At 41.5% G+C, this 17,691-nt stretch carries 19 protein-coding genes and 5 tRNA genes; 14 read left to right on the top strand and 10 right to left on the bottom strand.

Annotation, left to right across the window (positions count from 1 at the left end; all coding sequences use genetic code 11):
• Window positions 1-68: 68 nt before the first annotated feature.
• Window positions 69-335 (bottom strand): hypothetical protein, encoded by a 267-nt coding sequence (locus DXX94_RS00440; protein ID WP_116013148.1) that lies wholly within the window; start codon window positions 333-335, stop codon window positions 69-71.
• Window positions 336-404: 69 nt separating this feature from the next.
• Between DXX94_RS00440 and DXX94_RS00435 the strand changes: the two genes are divergently transcribed.
• Both DXX94_RS00435 and DXX94_RS00430 read left to right on the top strand, forming a co-directional pair.
• A complete protein-coding gene (locus DXX94_RS00435; RefSeq protein WP_116013146.1) occupies window positions 405-833 on the top strand; it encodes a VOC family protein in 429 nt (142 codons plus the stop codon).
• A 53-nt stretch (window positions 834-886) separates the two neighbouring features.
• Entirely contained in the window at window positions 887-1,303 is a 417-nt protein-coding gene (locus DXX94_RS00430; RefSeq protein ID WP_116013145.1) for a DUF1801 domain-containing protein, read from the top strand.
• A 35-nt stretch (window positions 1,304-1,338) separates the two neighbouring features.
• Here DXX94_RS00430 and DXX94_RS00425 read toward each other — a convergent pair whose 3' ends face one another.
• From DXX94_RS00425 to imuA, 5 genes are all read right to left on the bottom strand, one after another.
• The gene (locus DXX94_RS00425; protein WP_116013143.1) at window positions 1,339-2,310 is read right to left on the bottom strand and encodes a S8 family peptidase; all 972 of its coding nucleotides are present in this window, start codon (window positions 2,308-2,310) and stop codon (window positions 1,339-1,341) included.
• A 191-nt stretch (window positions 2,311-2,501) separates the two neighbouring features.
• Entirely contained in the window at window positions 2,502-2,918 is a 417-nt protein-coding gene (locus tag DXX94_RS00420) for a hypothetical protein (RefSeq protein ID WP_258872054.1), read from the bottom strand.
• Window positions 2,918-6,043 (bottom strand): error-prone DNA polymerase, encoded by a 3,126-nt coding sequence (locus DXX94_RS00415; protein WP_116013142.1) that lies wholly within the window; start codon window positions 6,041-6,043, stop codon window positions 2,918-2,920. The genes DXX94_RS00420 and DXX94_RS00415 overlap by 1 nt, the downstream gene beginning before the upstream one ends.
• A gap of 15 nt (window positions 6,044-6,058) precedes the next feature.
• Window positions 6,059-7,465, bottom strand: coding sequence for a Y-family DNA polymerase (locus DXX94_RS00410; protein WP_116013140.1), 1,407 nt, complete (start codon window positions 7,463-7,465; stop codon window positions 6,059-6,061).
• A gap of 2 nt (window positions 7,466-7,467) precedes the next feature.
• Window positions 7,468-8,196, bottom strand: coding sequence for a translesion DNA synthesis-associated protein ImuA (gene imuA, locus DXX94_RS00405; protein ID WP_116013139.1), 729 nt, complete (start codon window positions 8,194-8,196; stop codon window positions 7,468-7,470).
• 304 nt (window positions 8,197-8,500) lie between these two features.
• Between imuA and DXX94_RS00400 the strand changes: the two genes are divergently transcribed.
• A complete protein-coding gene (locus DXX94_RS00400; RefSeq protein ID WP_116013137.1) occupies window positions 8,501-8,728 on the top strand; it encodes a hypothetical protein in 228 nt (75 codons plus the stop codon).
• 74 nt (window positions 8,729-8,802) lie between these two features.
• Here the strand turns inward: DXX94_RS00400 and DXX94_RS00395 are convergent, their stop codons facing one another.
• The 3 genes from DXX94_RS00395 to gltX all read right to left on the bottom strand — a co-directional run bounded on the left by DXX94_RS00395 (window position 8,803) and on the right by gltX (window position 12,438).
• Window positions 8,803-9,426: a hypothetical protein gene (locus DXX94_RS00395; RefSeq protein WP_116018193.1), complete on the bottom strand. Its 624-nt coding sequence runs from the start codon at window positions 9,424-9,426 to the stop codon at window positions 8,803-8,805.
• A 36-nt stretch (window positions 9,427-9,462) separates the two neighbouring features.
• A complete protein-coding gene (locus tag DXX94_RS00390; RefSeq protein WP_116013135.1) occupies window positions 9,463-10,830 on the bottom strand; it encodes a DEAD/DEAH box helicase in 1,368 nt (455 codons plus the stop codon).
• A 195-nt stretch (window positions 10,831-11,025) separates the two neighbouring features.
• Window positions 11,026-12,438: a glutamate--tRNA ligase gene (gene gltX / locus DXX94_RS00385; protein WP_116013134.1), complete on the bottom strand. Its 1,413-nt coding sequence runs from the start codon at window positions 12,436-12,438 to the stop codon at window positions 11,026-11,028.
• 284 nt (window positions 12,439-12,722) lie between these two features.
• On the opposite strand from gltX, the gene DXX94_RS00380 reads away from it, so the two are divergent.
• From DXX94_RS00380 to DXX94_RS00330, 11 genes are all read left to right on the top strand, one after another.
• Window positions 12,723-12,798: transfer RNA gene (locus tag DXX94_RS00380), tRNA-Val, on the top strand.
• Window positions 12,799-12,873: 75 nt separating this feature from the next.
• Window positions 12,874-12,949 (top strand) — tRNA-Val (locus DXX94_RS00375).
• A gap of 46 nt (window positions 12,950-12,995) precedes the next feature.
• A tRNA-Val gene (locus tag DXX94_RS00370) sits at window positions 12,996-13,071 on the top strand.
• Between the two features lie 46 nt (window positions 13,072-13,117).
• Window positions 13,118-13,193: transfer RNA gene (locus DXX94_RS00365), tRNA-Val, on the top strand.
• A 46-nt stretch (window positions 13,194-13,239) separates the two neighbouring features.
• Window positions 13,240-13,315, top strand: a tRNA-Val gene (locus DXX94_RS00360).
• Window positions 13,316-13,864: 549 nt separating this feature from the next.
• On the top strand, window positions 13,865-14,287 hold the full coding sequence (locus DXX94_RS00355; protein ID WP_116013133.1) for a hypothetical protein: 423 nt from the start codon (window positions 13,865-13,867) through the stop codon (window positions 14,285-14,287).
• Between the two features lie 204 nt (window positions 14,288-14,491).
• A complete protein-coding gene (locus tag DXX94_RS00350; protein ID WP_116013131.1) occupies window positions 14,492-15,412 on the top strand; it encodes a LysR family transcriptional regulator in 921 nt (306 codons plus the stop codon).
• A 217-nt stretch (window positions 15,413-15,629) separates the two neighbouring features.
• Complete coding sequence (locus DXX94_RS00345; protein WP_116013129.1) at window positions 15,630-15,941, top strand: ArsR/SmtB family transcription factor; 312 nt, start codon at window positions 15,630-15,632, stop codon at window positions 15,939-15,941.
• A gap of 8 nt (window positions 15,942-15,949) precedes the next feature.
• Window positions 15,950-16,318: a rhodanese-like domain-containing protein gene (locus tag DXX94_RS00340; RefSeq protein WP_220347999.1), complete on the top strand. Its 369-nt coding sequence runs from the start codon at window positions 15,950-15,952 to the stop codon at window positions 16,316-16,318.
• Window positions 16,294-16,731: a YeeE/YedE family protein gene (locus tag DXX94_RS00335; RefSeq protein ID WP_116013128.1), complete on the top strand. Its 438-nt coding sequence runs from the start codon at window positions 16,294-16,296 to the stop codon at window positions 16,729-16,731. Before DXX94_RS00340 ends, DXX94_RS00335 begins: the two co-directional genes overlap by 25 nt.
• A 55-nt stretch (window positions 16,732-16,786) precedes the next feature.
• Window positions 16,787-17,224, top strand: coding sequence for a YeeE/YedE family protein (locus DXX94_RS00330; protein ID WP_116013126.1), 438 nt, complete (start codon window positions 16,787-16,789; stop codon window positions 17,222-17,224).
• A gap of 98 nt (window positions 17,225-17,322) precedes the next feature.
• Here DXX94_RS00330 and DXX94_RS00325 read toward each other — a convergent pair whose 3' ends face one another.
• Window positions 17,323-17,670, bottom strand: a complete 348-nt coding sequence (locus tag DXX94_RS00325; protein ID WP_116013125.1) for a DUF3718 domain-containing protein — start codon at window positions 17,668-17,670, stop codon at window positions 17,323-17,325.
• Between the last annotated feature and the right edge of the window lie 21 nt (window positions 17,671-17,691).

Below are 17,691 nucleotides of genomic sequence, written 5' to 3'. Positions count from 1 at the left end.
CAATCAGTTTGCTATTGTAGATAGCTTTGCGCTTAGATAGCAATCAGTCATTATTTTTCCAGTGTGATTTACACTTCATTGATAACCACTTCGACTGCTAGCTCCATACCATCAACCGTCCACCGCTTGGCCAGTTGATTATGTATCACTCGTGCGATTAGCTCTTTGGTGGAATTATCACTGTAGGTAACAATCATAGTGCACATATGATTGTGCTCTTGCTTAAAATTGGGAATATCAACCGTCACTGGTTCAACCGTTTTCAGATTGGGGGCGCGCCTTTTATGCCAGTCTCGAGCAAGTATTTTAAAGGTATAGTTCAGGTTATCAGGCATTCGTTTCTATACTTAATATCAATTCAAATACACTAAATTAGTGCCGTTAATTATGGTTTCGGAGCTGCTATGAACGCCAGTCTAACCCATATCGCCTTGCATGTGGCAAACTTAGAAGCCTGTATTGATTTTTATCAGCGCTACGCTGGACTTAGCATAGTCCGTGATCGTCGACCACATGGGCCAGACGGCAAGCGCATTGTTTGGTTAGCAGAGCCAAGCAAGGCTAATGAGTTTATTATTGTGGTGCTGCCCGGTGGACCAGAAAAAGCCCAACAGGAAAATGATTTTTCTCACTTAGGTTTTGCCCTAGCTAGTAAAACAGAAGTCGATAACATTGCCGAACAAGCCAGTTGCGAAGGTATTTTAGTGTGGCCGTGCAAACAAGAACCCTACCCTGTTGGTTACTATTGCGGTATTAAAGACCCCGATGGCAATTTTGTTGAATTTAGTTATGGTCAGCCACTCGGCCCCGGCGCCAAACAGGAAAATTTATAGCTATTACTTGTAGCAATAAAGGCAGCAATATTAGAAATAACAAGGAAGGATAAATGGTATTAAAAACGCAAGAAAATGATGCGGATGTTAAAACCTTTATAGAAAGTGTTGGACACCCTCAAAAAGTTACCGATGGCTTAGCACTACTTGAACTGATGACAAAAATGACGGGCAAACATGCCAAAATGTGGGGCAATAGTATTGTCGGCTTTGGCAAGTATACCTATCAAAATACCAGTGGCGGCGGAGCATGGCCGATAACTGGCTTTTCGCCACGTAAAACAGCACTCAGTGTTTATATTATGCCGGGCTTTGATGAGTTTTCAGAGGAGCTTAAACGCTTAGGTAAACATAAGTTGGGAAAGTCTTGTTTATATATCAATAAGCTGGCAGACATTGACCTCGACGTGCTCAAAACCATTGTCACTAAATCTATTCGAATCATGGAGCAGCGCTACCCTTGCGAATAGCGCCGTGATCCATTGTCACCAAAACATTGCTTGCTTTACTGGGCAAAGTAGCTAAATGGATTTAATGGCCCATAGCCAGCGCGATTATCGTGATATCCTGGGTGTGCAGCCATAAACAATAAATGGTTTTTCAAGTCTTCATTGTTGTGCAATGGCGTATTGTGGCTACCAGATTGCTTATGCTTGGCAACGATTAATGCCGCTAGCCCCGCGACAAATGGCGTTGCCATTGAGGTACCAGAAAGCTCCGCATAGCTGCCGTTTTTATAGGTGGACCAAATATCGCTGCCAGGTGCCATCACATCCACTTCGCCACCTTTTGATGAAAAGCCTGATGGATTACCATTGCGATCATGTGAAGCAACAGTTATCACGCCGCCATAACGGCCAGGGTAGCCTATGGTATTGGTTCCCAAGCCACCGTCATTACCCGCCGCGCAGATCACATGCACGCCATAAAATAGAGCATACTGAATAGCGCGATAAAGTTCAGGGTCTGAAGCAGGGCCGCCCAAAGACATTGAGATAATATCAGCGCCATTATCTACTGCCCAATAAACGCCATTGGCAATCCATTCGTACGCTCCACTACCATTATTAGCCAGCACTTTCGCTACTAATAATTCTGATTTTGGTGCAACCCCAACAAAGCCTACGCCGTTTAGCCTTGCACCAATAACACCCGCGCAATGGGTGCCATGACCATTAGCATCTTCAATACCGTCACCAGTAAAGTCGGCCGTATTGGTAATTGCCGCAGCTAAATCTTGGTGGTCGGTATCGATACCGGTATCAAGCACGGCGACCTTAACGCCCTCGCCTTGAGTGACTTGCCAAACTTGTGGAATACCTAAGATTGAACCTGCCCAATTAGTACGTTCACGCTGAGCATCAGCCACGGTTTTCAATTCCGCTTCACTGTTGGCAACACGCGATATGGTGTGCTTAGGAATCGCACAAGGTTTTTGGGTGATTGGTGTTGGCTTGGATAAGTTTTTATCAGCCATAGTGACCTCCCTCTCATTAGAAGTAAATGATGTGTAATTGACGTATGTACGTGTGAATACATGCTATTACTCGCGGTGCTTTGTTAGTTAACCTTGACAAAGCCGACGCTACATCAGCATCACATGTCCTGATAATGCCTTAGTAAGTCTAGTGTTTTGTCCCTCTTTTACTAGGGTGTGTTGGCAGATTGCTATAGCAATGTCTCTATTGACGCAGTTACTCCAATTGCATCTTGTTCGATAGCAATTCGCCGTTCTTCTTCTGTGAGTATGCCAATGAAAGGTGTTTTACGCCGTATTTTACGCATATAGGGGGTATCTTCTGTCATAGCATTTATAAAAGTTTCAGGATCATCGATCATTTCAATAATGCTATACCAATTAATGAACTGGCTATAATTGATTTTTCCCAACTCTCGATTATCTTTTAAGCGTTGTTTAACTTGTTCAAGTAACTCCGTTCTCGCCAGCAATTTAATGGCTATTGCTTTATGAATAGCGATAATTTGACGGTCAATATTTTCATCTTTTATGCCTGTTTTCTTTATTGAATAAAGTTTATTTCGGCGTCTATCGCGTTTGCTGGTTTTACTGTAATAGCTGCTCATCAATGAAAATCCCTCGACTTAGTATCTAAATTGGCCAGCTCATGAGTCAGATCAGTTAGCTTACCAGCAATAACATGAATCACTTCTCCCTCGCGCTCTAATATGCCAGTAACTTTTAATATTTTAGCCGTGATATAGGGTTGCTTTTGTGCTCTAGAGGTGGCGGCCCAGACCACTACGTTAATATTACCAGTATCATCTTCAAGGGTAACAAAAGTGACGCCTCCAGCAGTGCCCGGAGCCTGCTTACCTGTAACTACGCCAATAACGGTGATCATAGATTTATGAGCCTTATTTGTAAGCTCTACCATTCGGGTGAATTTGGGTAGCTTGCCAGACTCCGCTAGCAAGGTAATGGGGTGCTTGCCGAGTGTTAATCCAGTAGCAGCATAGTCTTCAGTTAGATCATCAATTTCATTTGGCGTAAACTCAAAGCTGACTTGCTCTGGAGCGCTTTCCGCTATTGAACTTACTGCTATTTCTTCTGTACGAGTTGGCTCTGAATGTAGGCTGGAGAACAATGGCATTTCGTCTTCCTGATTCATCAATTGCCAGCGAGTTTGATAGCGATTACCTGTTAGCAAGTGAAAAGCATTGGCACTCGCCAATTGCTCAAGGGAATAACGATTTAGTCCTAACTTTTTGATGTGATTGATCGATTTAAAGCCTTGTTCAGGCCTACTTGATAGCAAAATATTAGCTGATTGCTGAGAAAAACCTTTAACAATACGTAGTCCTAGGCGCAATCCTTTCTCACCTAAATAGTCAACCACTTTATGGTCGTAGTACGAGTGATTAACACACACTGGCAAAATTGTAATTTTATGCCGCTTAGCATCTTGGATAAGTTGTGAAGCGGAATAAAAGCCCATTGGCAAGCTATTCAATAATGAGGCGTAAAAAAGCGCCGGATAATAGCATTTAAGCCAAGCAGAAACATAAGCTAATACGGCAAAAGATGCTGAGTGACTTTCTGGAAAGCCATATTCGCCAAATCCGAGTATTTGATTAAAAATTTGTTCAGCAAACTCAGCTTGGTAGCCACGTGCTTGCATACCACTGATTAGTTTATTTTTAAATTGCAGTAGCTTACCGTTTTTCTTCCAGCTAGCCATTGCACGGCGTAGCTGATCAGCTTCGCCCCCCGTGAAACCTGCAGCCACCATTGCCAATTTGATAACTTGTTCTTGAAAAATCGGCACACCTAAGGTGCGAGAGAGCACCTCTTTGACTTCTTCTGATGGATATTCAATGGCTTCAACGCCATCACGTCGTTTTAAAAATGGATGAACCATATCTCCCTGAATTGGCCCAGGGCGAACAATGGCAATTTGAATGACTAGGTCATAATAATTAGCAGGCTTTAGTCGTGGCAACATACTCATTTGAGCCCTTGACTCAATTTGAAATAAGCCAACTGTATCTGCCTGCTGGATTAACTTGTAAACCTTGGGGTCGTCTTTTAGCTTAGTAATCTCAGCAATACTGAGCGATCTTTGATAATGATCTTTTACTAAATCAAAGCACTTACGAATCGCGCTCAGCATACCAAGCGCTAATACATCCACTTTTAACAAACCGAGTGATTCTAAGTCGTCTTTATCCCACTGGATTACTGTACGGTCTGTCATACTGGCATTTTCTATTGGTACGAGTTCGTACAGAGGGCCCGCTGAGATAACAAAACCACCAACATGCTGAGACAAATGTCTTGGAAACCCTCTGATTTCATTTACTAGACTAATAAATTGTTGGCCTTTAGTTGATTTCGGGTTTAAACCAAGCTCAATCACCTGAGATTCCCAGCTAAGTCCTCTGTCACGGCGATTTATGTTTTTAATAAAAAATTCGAGTTGCGTAATATTAATACCAAGTGCTTTGCCTACCTCGCGGATGGCACTTTTTAAACGGTAAGTGATCACTGTTGCAGCAATAGCAGTACGCTCGCGTCCATACTTTTGATAAATGTACTGAATAACTTCTTCACGTCGTTCATGCTCAAAATCAACGTCAATATCAGGCGGTTCGTCACGCTCTTTACTGATAAAGCGCTCAAATAGAACACTAATTTGCCTAGGATCAACCGAGGTGATGCCCAAGCAATAGCAAACAATAGAGTTAGCTGCCGAGCCACGTCCTTGGAACAAAATACCTTGGCGTTTAGCAAACATGACCACATCATGAATGGTCAAAAAGTAATAGGGATAATTAAGCTCTTCAATCAGAGTCAGCTCTTTTTCAATAGTGTCACTGATCTCCGTGCTGATACCTTCTGGGAAGCGCCCTGCTATGCCTTGCTTTACCAGTGATCTTAAATAATCCATAGGCTTCTGCTTTTTAGGCACTAATTCTGCCGGATACTCGTATCTAAGCTCACTTAAGTTAAATTGGCATAGTTCGCTAATAATTAATGAACTTCTAAGCCATTCTGGTTTAAACAACTTGCTAAGTTTGGCTAAAGAGCGCATTGCCCGCTCACAATTAGGCAAGCGCTTATCACCTAATTCCTTGACAGTTGTACCTGCGCTAATTGCCGCTAACGTGTGCTGTAAAACCAACCGCTCTGATGTATGCATAAGCACACCACCGCAAGCTGTGATAGAGAGTTCGAGCTTATCGGCGAGTTGTTCGCAATGACTAAGGTAAGCTTGTTCATTGTTAAGTAAATGACGCTGTACACCTAACCAAAGTCTTTTACCGTGATATTTTACTAGCCAACTCCCCCAATGTTGATCACATACCTGCCCTGTTGGTAGCCAGATAATCAAGCAGTGCTTAAGTGACATTAGATCCCATTCCTGTAGATCGTATTCACCTTTTTCACTGCGTCGACGAGCGTTAGTGATAACTCGACATAACTCAGCATAAGCGACACGACTAGGACATAATAAAAGAAGCTGTAGCTCGCTATTAAGCCAAAACATACTGCCAACAATTAACTTAATATTGAGTTCATGTTCTTTACTCGCCGTATATGCACGAACTACTCCTGCAACCGAGCACTCATCAGTTATCGCCAGCGCTTCATAACCAAGAAAGCGAGCCTGGAGTATCAGCTCTTCTGGATGCGATGCTCCTTGTAAGAAAGAAAAGTTACTTTGGCAAAATAATTCGCTATAACTCATTTGCGGTAAGTCCCACTAACTAAATAAGCCATGCACAAACCAGCGTTGCTGTTTATCTCTAAACAACCATAGCCATCGACCTTGTTTACTACAGGCAACAAAGTAGTCACGATTTATAGGGGCATCATCCCACCAACCGGTAACGATACGCTCTGGCGGTGACATGACTTTTACTTGTTCTTGGAGCGGTAACGGTACTGGTAATAGGATACTCGGACGCAGCTTTAAGGCTACTGTGGTTTCTTTCAATGCAGTGAATGGTGGACATAGCCGATTAGCAACTTCAGGTCTGGCATCTTGCTCAATACCCAGCCCTTTTACTTTATCTTCTCCTAATTTCGCACTAAGAACAGACACTAACTCTGCTGCTGTAGTACTTCCTTGTGACCCCTTAAATAAATCCTGATGTTGTCCATATTTATTAACAATCTGCTTAGCGGTTAAACTAATGCCAATAACAGGCGCTGCTAAAGCGATAGATGTTAGTTTAAGGTGTGTAAGCTGTAACCATTTGTCGGTTTTATATTCACCTTGGGCTGCACCTATTTGTATGCAGAGATCTGCATGATCACGTTGGTGTAGTAATAACCTAACTTCAGTTACCAGCTTGTCTCTACGTACTAAATAGTTTTCTAATAACCCATACAACTTAGCTAGTGGCTTCGTTAAATACTGCTGGTTACTAACTTCGAAATACAACTCTAAATATTGTTCAAACTGCTCTGGCGGAATATAAAAAACAACCTGATGTTGCAGATCTCCGGTTAACTGGCCAATGTAGTTAACTACTTCAATAGTGAAGCGTTTCGCCAATTCAGGTAAAGACAGGCTAAGTAGATCTGCTAACTTATGCACGCCCACTCTTTGTAATCGCACAATGATTTGTTTATCTAAATCACTATTAATTAGCTTTTGCTGTTTTAGCTGAGCAAGCAACCAAGGTTTATTATCAGAGAGCTGATCTAATTGCTGTCGTGCTAATAAACGTGCTGCATTAGGAGAATAACCCGTTGCATAGTGAAAATTAACGGCTAATGCTCTTAATTGCGCTGATAGCTCCTGCCAATAATGAGCCAGATCACGGTACAAACTAAGCATATTACTTACCCGGAGTAATAAGCCATTAGGCGGATATAACGCTATATCTGCGCTTACTGCATAAAGCCAATGAGCAATATGCTTAAGCCGCTGTGTTTCTATATCTGGTTCATATACTTTAACTTGTATATTGTCGGTCAAAGATGCTGCCGTACCAAGCCCCATGCCCAGAGTTATCCCCTGATTCTTAGCAAGTTGATTAAGTTGTAGAACCTCATTGTTTTTATCGTTAACAATAATTAATGGGGTCTGTTGATGCTCAGCCGCCTGATAAATAGTATCTAACTGTAGTTGAGGAAAGTGTAAATAAAGCCAAAGTGACATAGCTAGACAACTTGCACATGACCACCACTAGAAAATGGCAACACGTTGTTTGATGAAGAATAAGGCACAGAATTTGATGAATCCACAGCGGAGTCAGCAAAGGTTAATGCAGGCCATAAGTCACTCATATCAATGAGAAAAGGTGCAGAAGGCCAACCACGCTTGCGTTTATTTATCTTTGCTAACACTCCTTGTTGATGAGGTACTAGGGATAAACTTAAATCAAAAGGTAAGGTAACTCCCTCTAACTTTTTTTCACGTAAAATAAAGTGAAAGCTGTTGCCAACGTCACATGCAACTTGCAACCGTTTAACTTGGTGTATCGCTAACGACGCTTGGGTCCACATTACAACACTATGACAAGCACCGCTGCGTAAGCATTGTTCAGCAGCCCATAATGCTTGTTGGTGCTCATCTAAAGAGAGAACTAGCACCTGCTCAAGCTCAATCCCTTGCTCAGTAAGCATTTCTGAGCAAATAGTGCCCATGGAGGCAATAAACACGATTAAACGTTGTTCTACCGCCGCAGCCATTAATGCAGGAATTAACAAACGCAACTCGCCAATACCGCTAACACTTTGGATTTCGTTAACACCTTGCGGGAAACCACCACCTAGCTGTTGATCAAGGGGGGCAAATCCAGATGGCAAACACACTGGCGAATGAGCTTTTTTGGCATTGCCTTGCCATACTAAATCTTGGTTTTGGAGTAAGTCGATTAAATTATTCATTTCTTTTGCCTGTATATTTTTACAGTATAATAGTTAAATGATAATTTACCAATGGAAATTAGCTTGTAGACATCTAATCCATTAGCAATGTCTGCCTACAATGCAACCAATAAGCAAGTTAAAAGCTTTTAGGTACCTATGAATCTTGAATCAGCTTACTTTTGAATATTTTATTTCAGCACCACCACAAATGCTTTAAGAGCATGGCGAACTAAAACCTAGGGTGATAGTCATACTAACTGTTGAACGCGATTAGGCGATTAGGCGATTAGTAAAGAAGGTAATAAAAATAAAGAGGAAGAACATGTTAAGACTATTTACAGTCGTATTTTTACTGATAGTTGCTATTGGTTGCAGCAACAAAGCGCTTTATGAGCTTGGCCAAGGCTACCAAAAAAGTGAATGTGTTAATAACGCCCAGTCAGGTGAAGAATATCAGGCTTGTCATCAAGCAGAAAAGCCTTATCAAGAATACAAAAAAGAGAGAGAAGCCGTTGTAGGATCAACTAAGTCAGATAGTGACAAAAACTAGTTTATTAATTTTTAAATTGCTTATGTACTTAGCGCTTTTTTTAAATAGGTCTAGCACAAGGCACACTTTATTTTTTATTCACTGATTAAACAATTAAAGTCTGCTAAAAAGCTATCATAGCCAACCTGATTGTAATTTTTTGAATGTGAGTTTAAATAACCATGCAAATACGGCACTTGATAGGCGCTAACATTTTCTTTCGTGGCTAACTTTTCAGTAAGTGCGGTTACCTCAAAATGAGACTCAGATTGAGGAAAAATTAGCCTTGTTTCTACATCAGGTTCTAGCGCGCTATAGTTGCGAATTTGACCACCATAAATACCGATAACCTGCTTTATTTCCGGTAGATTATTATTAGATAGCTTTTTGTCAGGCAACAAACCCGTGTTACTCGAATGGCATGCCAGTAACCAAGCGACAGATGCACCAACGCTAAAACCTAACACTGTTAAAGGCTTTGCTTGTTCATCTTGATTTAATGAGGTTAGAAATTTAACCAGCATATCAGCGTAAGTTTCAACGCCAATATGCTGAGAAAAGTATTGGTAGGCAGCTTGCTCGTCCGTGAAATTAAGGTTTTCACCTTGGTATGGATCAAACAAGATTGTTTGTGAGCCTGTTATATCGGCAAGTGAATTAGCAAGCGCTTCAAACGCAGGTGTGCGACCGAAGATATCGCTTACCAGTACTATCGTCACCTGCATATTCCCTTAAACACGCAAAAATACCTAGCCTTATTCTTCGTCCTGCTTGTCTATTTCTTGAGCTATCTCGCGATCTATTTCGTTGGGCGCTAACTTAGGACCTTTACGCATAATTGGCATATCACCCGCATCTTGCAGCGTAAACATGGTTTTCTTATTCACGCGTTTGGCTTTTGGCGCTGTAGCTTTATTAGCAGCTTTTTTTGGCTGCGCTTTTTTCACTGGCTTTTTCTTCGGCTTAGGTTTTAAGCCTTTAAACTTGGCTTTTAAACCATCAATCTCATCAAAGCTGATGGTTTGCTGTAAAAAGCCTTCCACGTTTTTAAAGCTTAACCAGTCTTTAGGACCGACAAAGGAGATAGCGTCACCTTTGTTGCCCGCGCGACCTGTACGGCCAATGCGATGGACAAACTCTTCGGTATGCTTTGGCATATCAAAGTTGATCACATGCGAAACATTCATTAAATCTAGGCCACGCGAAGCAAGGTCTGTTGTGATCAATACTTTATGGCGACCTTTGGCAAAGCTTTCCATAATCTGGTTGCGCTTACTTTGATTTAAATCACCACTTAGGGCAATGGCGTCTATGTCCTGCTCGCTTAGCTCACCTGCCAAACGTTCAGTATCGCTGCGAGTTGCAGTGAAGATAATTAGCTGCTGAATGTCTTCGTTTTTCAGCACATGGCTCAGCATAGCTTGCTTGTGATCTAGATTATCGACGAGATAAAAACGTTTGTTGATACCTTGATGCTCAGTGTGACCGTGTTCAATCGCGATGCGCTTTGGTGATTTCAGCAAATCAGCAGCAAAGTCATTGACTTGCGCATGGTCTAAGGTAGCTGAAAACAGCAAGGTTTGGCGTTTACGGTGATCGGCTGCCTTATTTATTTTCGCTAATTGCTCAGCAAAACCTAAGTCGAGCATGCGATCGGCTTCATCGAGCACTAAAAGCTCTAAGCCTTGTAGGTAGAAATGCCCTTGGTCTAAGTGATCCGCTAATCGACCTGGAGTCGCCACAATAAAGTGAGGATCTTTACTTAAGGTTTTGACCTGATCGTTAAAGTTTTCACCACCTAAAATTAATACCGTTTTAAATTGGGTATTGGCGGTAAATAAGCGCAGTTGTCCATACACTTGTTTCGCTAATTCACGCGTAGGCGCCAAAATCAATACACGCGGATCTTTCTTTGACAAAGCGCGTTGGGTGCTGACACGTTGAATGGCTGGCAGAATAAAGGCTAAGGTTTTACCCGAGCCAGTTTTAGAAGACGCAATTAAGTCGTGACCTGCCACTGCAACCGGAATGGCTTTAGTTTGAATTTCGGTAGGTTCAGTAAACCCTTGATGTTCAATACTTTCCATTAAACGTTTATCTAAACCAAAATTGCTAAAATTCAATACTGTCTCCTAAAAATAAAATCTTGAATGACCTCATTATAGTTGCTCTGACCGCGACAACTTAACTAACAAAGTCGATGTAACTAATAAAACTAAAAATGCTGAGCTGCCACATTTATAGAACTAGCAGCTCAGCATTCAAAAAGATAATGACTACATGTTTGCGGCCATCGTAGCCTTCAAATAAACAATTAATTAACTGTTTGCTACGCGCTCAGCAATAACCGCTAACGCCATATCAATACGCGCTAATACTTTTTCTTTTGGTAAAAGCTCTAGTGTGATATCAAGCGATGGTGAGTTACCTGCGCCCGTTGCCGCAACGCGAAGTGGCATACCCACTTTACCCATGCCTAAACCAAGCTCTTCTGCTGTGCCGTTAATCGCAGCGTGAATGTCTGCTGCTACCCAGTTTTCAAGCGCAGCTAGCTTTTCTTTCACTAAAGTTAACGGCTCGGCCGCCACTGGGCGTAAGTGTTTTTTCGCCGCTGTGGCATCAAACTCGGTGAAATCTTGGTAGAAGTAGCTAGAAATTTGCGCCATTTCTTTTAGGGTCTTAACGCGATCTGCTTGTACTTTAACGATTTCAGCAAGTGCTGGCCCATTGTCAGTACTAATACCTTGGTCAGTCATGTGCCATGCTAAGTGCTCAGCGACATATTCTGGATCCATGGTTTTCATGTAGTGCTGGTTTACCCAGATAAGCTTGTCTGTGTTAAACGCCGATGGTGCGCGGTTACAACCGGTTAAGTCGAAAAGCTCAATCATTTCATCAATTGAGAAAATTTCTTGGTCGCCGTGTGACCAACCTAAACGCACTAAGTAGTTTAATAACGCTTCTGGTAGGTAACCTTCATCGCGATATTGCATTACGCTAACAGCGCCATGACGCTTAGATAGACGTTTGCCGTCATCACCTAAGATCATCGGGATGTGCGCATACTCAGGCAAGGTTGCGCCTAACGCATTTAAGATGTTGATTTGACGCGGCGTATTGTTTACGTGATCGTCACCGCGAACCACGTGAGTTACACCCATATCCCAGTCATCAACAACAACCGTTAAGTTATACGTTGGGCTGCCGTCTGAACGTGCGATAATTAAGTCATCAAGCTCTTGGTTAGCAATCACAATCTCGCCTTTAACCAAGTCTTTGATCACCACTTCACCCTCTAATGGGTTTTTAAAGCGAATTACGTAAGGCTTATGTTCAGGCCAATCTGTGCGCTCACGCCACATGCCGTTGTACTTTTCTTTTTCACCTTTTTCACGCGCTGCTTCACGCATCGTTTCAACTTCTTCTGGTGTACAGTAACAGCGGTAAGCATTGCCAGATTCAATTAACTGCGCAATCACTTCTTTATAACGGTCAAATCGCTCAGTTTGGAAGTAAGGGCCTTTGGTCCAATCTAACTTTAACCAGTTCATACCATCCATAATGGCGTCAACCGATTCCTGAGTTGAACGCTCTAAATCGGTATCTTCGATACGTAGGATAAAGTCGCCGCCATTTTTCTTTGCATATAACCAGCTATATAAAGCAGTACGAGCACCGCCAACGTGAAGGTAACCGGTTGGGCTTGGCGCAAAACGCGTAGTTAAAGTCATAAGTAATTCACCAACTAATTGAGCGAACAGACAAAGCGCGGTTTGCCTATTCGTTATTCTTAAAAAATTGCGCGCTATTTTATCAGCGCTATGCCTTATATAACAGCCTTATATACTAGCTTTTATTGTGGTGAATACTGTTTAAGTGCTAAGAAAAGTATGTAAAACCAACACATTGCCGAATATTCCCGCAAACCATCTAAAATGCTGGCGATTTTCATAAAAATCGACTTTTATGTGTTGACAGTAAATCAAAGCTCCCTATAATACGCCCCCACAGAGACGGACGGTTAGCTCAGTTGGGAGAGCACCGCCCTTACAAGGCGGGGGTCACTGGTTCAAGCCCAGTACCGTCCACCACTTCTCACATCAGGTTTTAAGTGTTAGGTCTCAATCACTTTATTACTCAGTGACTAAATAAGTAAATAATGACCCGGACGGTTAGCTCAGTTGGGAGAGCACCGCCCTTACAAGGCGGGGGTCACTGGTTCAAGCCCAGTACCGTCCACCACTTCTTTTGAGAAACGAGTGGCTAAACAAAGATAACTCAATAACCCGGACGGTTAGCTCAGTTGGGAGAGCACCGCCCTTACAAGGCGGGGGTCACTGGTTCAAGCCCAGTACCGTCCACCACTTCTTTTGAGAAACGAGTGGCTAAACAAAGATAATTCAACGACCCGGACGGTTAGCTCAGTTGGGAGAGCACCGCCCTTACAAGGCGGGGGTCACTGGTTCAAGCCCAGTATCGTCCACCACTTCTTTTGAGAAACGAGTGGCTAAACAAAGATAACTCAACGACCCGGACGGTTAGCTCAGTTGGGAGAGCACCGCCCTTACAAGGCGGGGGTCACTGGTTCAAGCCCAGTACCGTCCACCACTTCTTAAAGTTATATCCTCTTAATTTATCCATTTATTCGTTTATCCCTTAATCTAGTCCTGTAAGTTTTATTCCTTTAAATACTGGTAAGCAAAGAGAACTCTTTACTCTTTAAAACCTATACCAATGCATTAGTTCAAGCCCTGCACTTTCAGCTGCTTTTAATTTTCTTCTTAATGCTTTACTTTGTTCTAAAAACACTTTGTACGGTTTGCCAACACACTACGCTATTACGTTACCAACACTAATAGCCCTCTAGCTAAGGACTTAAACGCACAGAAACCATTCTAATTTTGTACGCGATCGTCAAAACTAAATGAGTTGTCACGCGCTCTTATTCCATAATAAATTCTGTTTTCCAAACTTCATTTATTACGACTCGTAATTACTTCTGTCTATTCATCAAAACTTGCTTCAAATTACTCGCCCAAATATGTGCTATCGTTATTTTTTAATGACTTTATTTTGATTAAATAAAATGTGTGGTTAGGTAGACTTCCCATCTCTACCTAGTAGTTGTAAGGGACACTTACGTATAGGAAATATCCAATGGCTACAATCACATTAACCGAAGAACAGCGCAAAGCAATTAAGCAGGATTTTGAAAACCAAGTAGAAATGCTGAGTGACGAAGAAGTTGAGGTACTCGCAAGTAAGATCAATGACAAGGTCAATATTCCCTTCGTTAGAGAGAAAAAGGAACAAATGATCTTAGTCAAAACGGTGAAAAAATTTGATCGCCTGCTCTATAGAAACTTGCCAAATGAGTTGTACGGTTTAGTTAAAGACTCACAAGACGGCATCTCTGATGACGAAGCCAAAGAGCTTGAAGCTACCTTAACCGAAAGACTTAACAAGAAGTTTGATATTCCCTACATCCCAGAAATCATAGAAGCTAAAATTTTTAAGTTATTAGTTGGCTTCATTGTGAGTGCGATGAGAAAAAACTTCAGCATTCTTCACCAAGCTTGATCACTATCGATACTATGGAAGGTTAACAACTATAGCCTTGTTACTAAAAAGCCTTCCATAGCGTAAAGTTCGCCCTTACTTTTAGAGTACTCCTTTATTTGTTCCCAAATGCTGAGTAAACACCATATCTCGCTTAGTAAATGGCTAGTTTAAGTCTATAATGCCAGATAATTATTCAAAGATTATCAAATAGTATTAAACAATATGCTAGTAGACGATTTACAAGTTGTACTAAAAGTTGCTGAATTTCAAAGTATTAAACAGGCTGCCGACAGTTTAGATATCCGCGTAGCGACTGCAAGTACAGCAGTTAAACGAGTAGAAAAACATTACGGCATTGAACTGTTCGTGCGCTCGACAAGACAATTGCGTTTATCTTCCGCCGGTGAAAAATATATTCCGCGTATCGAACAAGCGGTAATAACCCTAAATCAAATAGGTCAAAGCGCTCAGGATGAACTCAATCTCGTTGATGGCGAATTACGCCTTGCTGTGCCTTCAGATTTGGGTCGTAATATCTTACTGCCGTGGTTAGATGAGTTTATTGAGGAACACCTAAAACTCAGCATTAAACTAAATATCGGGGATCGAAACACAGACTTTTATCGCGATCCAGTAGACGTTGCCCTACGTTACGGCGTGCCAAAAGATTCAAACATGTTTGGTTTTAAAATATGTGACGTGCCACGAATATTATGTGCAGCCCCGTCATATCTCAACAAAGTTACACCACCTAAGCACCCTAACGATCTAACGAAACTAAATGGTTTGTGCTACCAAATTCGAGATTTAGTTAACAATACATGGGAGTTTTCTAAAGGTGACGAGACCTTTAAAGTTAAAGTCCCTAGTAACCGTGTTGTCAATGACGCCGAAATAGTTAGACGCTGGTGTGTAGCAGGTTATGGCGTTGCGACGAAATCGGTGTTAGATATGTCGACCGATTTACTTACTGGTCGAGTAGTCAATTTAATGCCTGAATATTCTCCAAGCCCTAAAGAGCTTTGGCTGATCTGCCCTTCTCGCCAATTAATTACACCTGCAGTGCGTTTACTTCGTGACCACATTACCCAGCGATGCCAGCAATTACTTGACGAATTGCGCAGTTCTGGCCATCTCGTATAACCAACTATCGCCAACTTAGCTAGGTTTGAAATATTTAAAAAATAATTTTTGACCAATTACACAATAGTGCCAATTTAAATCAAAGATTACGTTGGCACTAACCAATTTTATACATTACTATATTAGTAATATCTAATTTAGACTTTTCTAATTTATATTTTCCTAACATAGTTATTTCTAACAATAGAAACCACTAATATGAAACTTTGGTATGAAAATGAACCCTGAACAATTGCACCAACAAGTTACTCTTGCAAGTAGCTATTTAAAACGTTTAAGTCATCCCGTCAGGTTGCTGGTGCTATGTACGCTGGTAGAAGGTGAACGTTCAGTTAGCGAGCTCAGTGAGTTAAGTGAACTTACCAATGTTAGCCAATCCGCTCTTTCACAGCACCTCGCGGTACTACGCGAACATGGTTTAGTGAGCACAAGACGTGAATCTCAAACCATTTTCTATTCACTAGCAGATAAACACTGCATCAAAATAATTGATGTGCTCCACGAAATTTTTTGTCCTACAAGCGAATGAGTAACTTTATGAAAATGACACCAGCAGGCCTTGTCGACCAAGCTCGCCAAGCAATCAATGAAATTAGTATTGAGCAATGGCAACAAAATGCAGAAGACTTTCTAGTCATCGATGTTAGAGATGTAAACGAGCTAGACAAAGGACAATTACCAGGCGCCAGTCATATTTCTAGAGGTCTATTGGAATTTCAAATCTTGAATCATCCAAAACTTATTAAGTTAAACGATATAGAAAAAGCAGCAGCAAATATTTTACTTTATTGCCAGTCAGGTGGGCGCTCAGCGCTTGCTGCTCAATCACTTATGAATATGGGCTTTAACAATGTAACTTCACTTGCGGGAGGCTATAACGAATGGTTGAAATTAACAGCCAAGTAATCGTCAGCGCTCTTTCTGGTGGTGCACTCATTGGTTTAAGCGCCGTTTTAATGATGCTGCTATTTGGAAAAATAGCTGGAATTAGCGGTGCATTTGGTCAACTGATAACGATTAGCAAAGGCTCATTGAAAACGGCCGCATCAAGCTGGCAGTTCTACTTTCTTATTGGTTTGGCACTTGGTGGCTGGCTGTATAGTAAAGCTTTCGGTATTAACTTCGACATGCGAGAAAATTTCTCCACTAGCTTGCTTATTCTTTCAGGAATATTGGTCGGTTTTGGTACACAACTTGGCAACGGTTGTACCAGCGGTCACGGCGTTTGTGGCATCGCCCGATTATCGATACGTTCTATCCTAGCCACTTGTCTGTTTATGGGAAGCTCAATAGTTACCGTGTACTTAGTTAAGCTCTAAATGGACACTTAACTAGAAAAATACTACTAAAAATATTTGATTTGGAAGCAGCAGAATGAAACCGATCATTGCACTAAGTATTGGAGTCTTATTTGGCTTTGGTTTAACCCTGGCACAAATGACCAACCCACTAGCCGTTATTCGCTTTTTAGATATCACAGGAAAATGGGATATTCGACTTGCCTTTGTTATGTGTGCGGCACTACTTGTTACGTTAGTTGGCTATCGTATTTTATTCAGTAAACTCGATAAGCCTTTGCTATCGCTTAAATTTCGTTTACCCAATAAAAGTAACATCGACAGTCAACTTATCATAGGTTCAATAATGTTCGGCGTGGGTTGGGGGTTAAGTGGTTACTGTCCAGGGCCAGCGATAGCAGGAATCACAATTAACCCAAGAGAAAGCCTCATTTTTATACTGGCCATGTTCGTCGGCGTTAAAGCTCATCACCTCAGCGTTGAAACTCAGCGTAAAGTTAAAATAGCCCAGTAGTCACATAGCTAAATTCCCAAATGCAAATACGCGGCAGAACTCTAGGCATAAAAAAAGCGAGTATTGAGCTCGCTTTTTTTAGAATCTTTTTTTTGATATTAGCCGTTTACACGCTTGTTAGCAGCTTCAATCAAAGTAGCGTCAGTAATTGATGCCATTGTACCTTTTACTTTTGATTTTGGTAACTTGCTAATCATTAAAGCACCTGTTTTTACAGCATTCTTTGATGAAGCAAATTCTAATAGGTTTTGACCGTTACACTGAACACCGTCAAATACTGAACGAATTTTAAGGTTATTACTTTTTAGGAAAGAACGTAAACGCTTTTTGTTATCTGCTGACACATACTCACATAGGCTTTGAGCAACGTCTGAAGCGTTTGCCGCTGGAGTAACAGATACAGAAGAGATTAACGCGATTGCAGGAACTAGCAATAATTTTTTCATGGATTAAAAACCTTTACACAA

This window comes from Thalassotalea euphylliae, from assembly GCF_003390375.1.
Classification (GTDB): Bacteria; Pseudomonadota; Gammaproteobacteria; order Enterobacterales; family Alteromonadaceae; genus Thalassotalea_F; species Thalassotalea_F euphylliae_A.
This window is presented reverse-complemented; position numbering and strand designations above follow the sequence as displayed.

What these genes read in the sequence shown, in the direction of transcription:
- DXX94_RS00425 (WP_116013143.1), bottom strand. Translation starts at nt 2,310, where the DNA reads ATGGCTGATAAAAACTTATCCAAGCCAACACCAATCACCCAAAAACCT.
- DXX94_RS00435 (WP_116013146.1), top strand. Translation starts at nt 405, where the DNA reads ATGAACGCCAGTCTAACCCATATCGCCTTGCATGTGGCAAACTTAGAA.
- DXX94_RS00415 (WP_116013142.1), bottom strand. Translation starts at nt 6,043, where the DNA reads ATGAGTTATAGCGAATTATTTTGCCAAAGTAACTTTTCTTTCTTACAA.
- imuA (WP_116013139.1), bottom strand. Translation starts at nt 8,196, where the DNA reads ATGAATAATTTAATCGACTTACTCCAAAACCAAGATTTAGTATGGCAA.
- DXX94_RS00345 (WP_116013129.1), top strand. Translation starts at nt 15,630, where the DNA reads ATGAACCCTGAACAATTGCACCAACAAGTTACTCTTGCAAGTAGCTAT.
- DXX94_RS00440 (WP_116013148.1), bottom strand. Translation starts at nt 335, where the DNA reads ATGCCTGATAACCTGAACTATACCTTTAAAATACTTGCTCGAGACTGG.
- DXX94_RS00420 (WP_258872054.1), bottom strand. Translation starts at nt 2,918, where the DNA reads ATGAGCAGCTATTACAGTAAAACCAGCAAACGCGATAGACGCCGAAAT.
- DXX94_RS00340 (WP_220347999.1), top strand. Translation starts at nt 15,950, where the DNA reads ATGAAAATGACACCAGCAGGCCTTGTCGACCAAGCTCGCCAAGCAATC.
- DXX94_RS00410 (WP_116013140.1), bottom strand. Translation starts at nt 7,465, where the DNA reads ATGTCACTTTGGCTTTATTTACACTTTCCTCAACTACAGTTAGATACT.
- DXX94_RS00430 (WP_116013145.1), top strand. Translation starts at nt 887, where the DNA reads ATGGTATTAAAAACGCAAGAAAATGATGCGGATGTTAAAACCTTTATA.
- DXX94_RS00325 (WP_116013125.1), bottom strand. Translation starts at nt 17,670, where the DNA reads ATGAAAAAATTATTGCTAGTTCCTGCAATCGCGTTAATCTCTTCTGTA.
- DXX94_RS00335 (WP_116013128.1), top strand. Translation starts at nt 16,294, where the DNA reads ATGGTTGAAATTAACAGCCAAGTAATCGTCAGCGCTCTTTCTGGTGGT.
- gltX (WP_116013134.1), bottom strand. Translation starts at nt 12,438, where the DNA reads ATGACTTTAACTACGCGTTTTGCGCCAAGCCCAACCGGTTACCTTCAC.
- DXX94_RS00330 (WP_116013126.1), top strand. Translation starts at nt 16,787, where the DNA reads ATGAAACCGATCATTGCACTAAGTATTGGAGTCTTATTTGGCTTTGGT.
- DXX94_RS00355 (WP_116013133.1), top strand. Translation starts at nt 13,865, where the DNA reads ATGGCTACAATCACATTAACCGAAGAACAGCGCAAAGCAATTAAGCAG.
- DXX94_RS00350 (WP_116013131.1), top strand. Translation starts at nt 14,492, where the DNA reads ATGCTAGTAGACGATTTACAAGTTGTACTAAAAGTTGCTGAATTTCAA.
- DXX94_RS00400 (WP_116013137.1), top strand. Translation starts at nt 8,501, where the DNA reads ATGTTAAGACTATTTACAGTCGTATTTTTACTGATAGTTGCTATTGGT.